Annotated in this window: 3 protein-coding genes and 1 rRNA gene; all 4 read left to right on the top strand. The window is 66.7% G+C overall.

Annotated features, from left to right (window positions below; translation table 11 throughout):
* Nucleotides 1-88 (top strand): 5S ribosomal RNA (gene rrf, locus ACWDAK_RS40975); the annotation flags it as partial.
* Between the two features lie 618 nt (nucleotides 89-706).
* Nucleotides 707-1081, top strand: coding sequence for a hypothetical protein (locus ACWDAK_RS40970; protein ID WP_427396324.1), 375 nt, complete (start codon nucleotides 707-709; stop codon nucleotides 1079-1081).
* 75 nt (nucleotides 1082-1156) lie between these two features.
* Nucleotides 1157-1477 carry a helicase associated domain-containing protein gene (locus ACWDAK_RS40965; RefSeq protein WP_344641089.1) on the top strand — a complete coding sequence of 107 codons (321 nt, stop codon included), beginning with the start codon at nucleotides 1157-1159 and terminating at the stop codon, nucleotides 1475-1477.
* Nucleotides 1478-1633: 156 nt separating this feature from the next.
* Nucleotides 1634-2056 (top strand): DUF3052 domain-containing protein, encoded by a 423-nt coding sequence (locus tag ACWDAK_RS40960; protein ID WP_344641090.1) that lies wholly within the window; start codon nucleotides 1634-1636, stop codon nucleotides 2054-2056.
* Nucleotides 2057-2626 lie beyond the last annotated feature (570 nt).

Here is a 2626-nt window from a genome sequence, read left to right as displayed (position 1 = left end):
CGGTTACATTCCGAACCCGGAAGCTAAGCCTCACAGCGCCGATGGTACTGCAGGGGGGACCCTGTGGGAGAGTAGGACGCCGCCGAACAAATTTTGATGACAGAATGCCCCCTCCCGGAAACGGGAGGGGGCATTCTGCGTTGCCCGTGTTGAAATTTTGGTGCCATAGTGCTGTGCAGATTCCGATACACGGACCAGGGCTTCGCGGATTGGTACCCCGCTGATGGGCGTCGCGGCTTGTCGCCGGCGCGACCGGCGCTGGTATCGGTGCTGCAGTACGCGGAGAACCTCACCGACCGGCAGGCTGCCGCTGTTCGGCTTGGCCTCGCCTTCGCGGCGGCCTTCTCGCCGGTGTCGACCACGGCCTGCTCGTCGCTGCCGTCGGTGCGCTGCTGGCGGCGGCGTTCCTTGTCCTGGGCGTGCCGGCGGGCCTCGTCAGCGGCCTCGGTCTCGATCCGGGCGTGGGCGGCCTGCAGCCTGCTTCATGACCGGCAACCTCCACTGGCACGGCCTCACGGGCCACTTCCCGGAGGCCGATCTGCGTCGCCACCATGGCCGGGAGCTCCTGAGCCCCACCGGGCTCGGCACCACGGCCGCGCGAATCCCGCTGCCGACGACCTAAGTCGGGAGGGAAAAGCGCTCTCCCTACCGGGGAAGGTCGCCTTTCCCCATGCTCCGGCTCGCCCTACATCCGGCCGAACGATCGATGAGCGGTCAGCAGCACCACGGTCAGGAACACCCGCCAAACCGCCACCGTGGCGTAGTTGATGCCGACGCCGAGATCGAAGCGTCCTCCTTCCGCACCATCTGGCGGGTCCTGCACGCCCTGGCGGCGCACGACGCCCGAGCGGTCGGCCGGATCACCGAGCCGTGCACCGGCCGCTCCCAGGGCACCCAGCACACCACCACGACCAAGGCCTCCGAACGCGAGAGCACCAAGACTGGCGAGGGCGAGCAGCCCTCGGTGCCGGAGCCGTCGATCGAGTGGCTGCGGATGCACGCCATCGCGGCGGTGTGCTTCACCGGGCACGGCCACCTCGACCCAACCGACAAGACCAAGCACGCCGAGCTGATCTCCTGACTCGCCCGCCAGCGCCACCTGGGTGGCCAGGGCCTGCTCGACCCCGCCCGCGTCTCGGAGCTGGACACGCTCGGCATGATCTGGTCGAAGAACGCAGGCGCCTGGGAGCGCGGCCACGCATACGCGAAGGCCTTCTACCAGCAGCACGGGCACCTCGCGATCCCCGCCACGGCGAAGCTGGACGACTACGCGGCCGGGCGGCGGATGCGCCGCCAGCGCGAGGCCGAGAACCTCACCAACGACCAGGCCGCAAAGCTCGACGCGCTGGACGAGCTGTGGCGGATGGATCCGAACTGGAGTCGCCCCTACCGCGAGTGCTGGTCTCCCATCTCACTCCGGTTGTCGCTGTCTCAGGCCTCGTTGTCGGATCTGCTGGTGAGCGACAACGTCATATGAGGCTGCCTGTCAGCCTTCCGCCAGTTTGGTCTGACGGTCACCGTGCAGGGCGAGATTGGTCGAGAGGTGGCGAGTTGTCACCAGGGGCGTCGGACGGGCCTGCTTGGCTACCGGCGGAGATGCGCGGCAGGCGCATCCGTCCCGAAGGAGACCATCGTGTCGACAACAGCAGATCACGCGGAGGAGCGGACCAATCCGGCCGGCCGGCTCGGGTTCGAGCCCGGCCAAGTCGTTCAGGAGATCGGATACGACGACGACGTCGACCAAGACCTGCGCGAGGGCATCGAGTCGCTCATCGGTCAGGACCTGGTCGACGAGGACTATGACGATGTCGCCGACGTTGTGCTGCTCTGGCACCGCGACGAGGACGGCGACCTCACCGACGCGTTGGTCGACGCGATCGGACTCCTCGAAGACGGCGGCACGATCTGGCTCCTCATTCCGAAGGACGGACGGGACGGCTACGTCGAGCCGAGCGACATCAACGATGCCGCTCAGACGGCCGGCCTCTCCCCGGCCAAGAGCGTAAGCGTCGGCAAGGACTGGAGCGGCACCAGATTGAAGAGTGGCAAGAGGTAGCGTCAACGCCCCTGACCCGCCACAAGAAGCTCGGCAGTGGGGCGATGACGTCCATCGCTCTCTTCGACCTTGAATACAGATCAGCGGCAACCATGCCTGAGATCGGCGGCACACACGCCTGAGTGGCAACGGGATGTGAGCTTAAGCTGAGCCCCAGCCCAGTCGCCCTGTCTCACATCCCGTTGCATCAGCCCAGTTCACAAGCCATGCTGTCGGCGTTCGCCCGTCAGGTGTACGCCGACATATGCCATCGTTAAAGATCAAATGTCGTGTGCCTGAAGTGAGTCGATCGGCGGTGCGGAAGTCGGACCTGCCGAGGTGCACGATGGTGCGCCGGGTGGATGGCCTGCCCGCACCCGGGCGGCGCAGGCAGGCCGAACATCAGCGGCTGACGGAACCCATCAGCCGGGCGGGAGGGAGAAGAGCACCGGGCGTCGCCAGCAGACCCGCTGCAAAGGGACCGTCACGTCAGTCCTTGAACCGCCCCGGGTTCGGTAGAGATCTCAGGTTGTGGCTGTGACCAGGGGTTTCGTGGTCGCCAGGTAGTAGTTGGTCTCGTATTCGGCGGGT

It is taken from the genome of Kitasatospora sp. NPDC001175 (assembly GCF_053598215.1).
The sequence above is the reverse complement of the archived record's forward strand: the minus strand, read 5'-3'. Positions and strand labels throughout refer to the sequence as shown.

What these genes read in the sequence shown, in the direction of transcription:
- ACWDAK_RS40970 (WP_427396324.1), top strand. Translation starts at nt 707, where the DNA reads ATGAGCGGTCAGCAGCACCACGGTCAGGAACACCCGCCAAACCGCCAC.
- ACWDAK_RS40965 (WP_344641089.1), top strand. Translation starts at nt 1,157, where the DNA reads ATGATCTGGTCGAAGAACGCAGGCGCCTGGGAGCGCGGCCACGCATAC.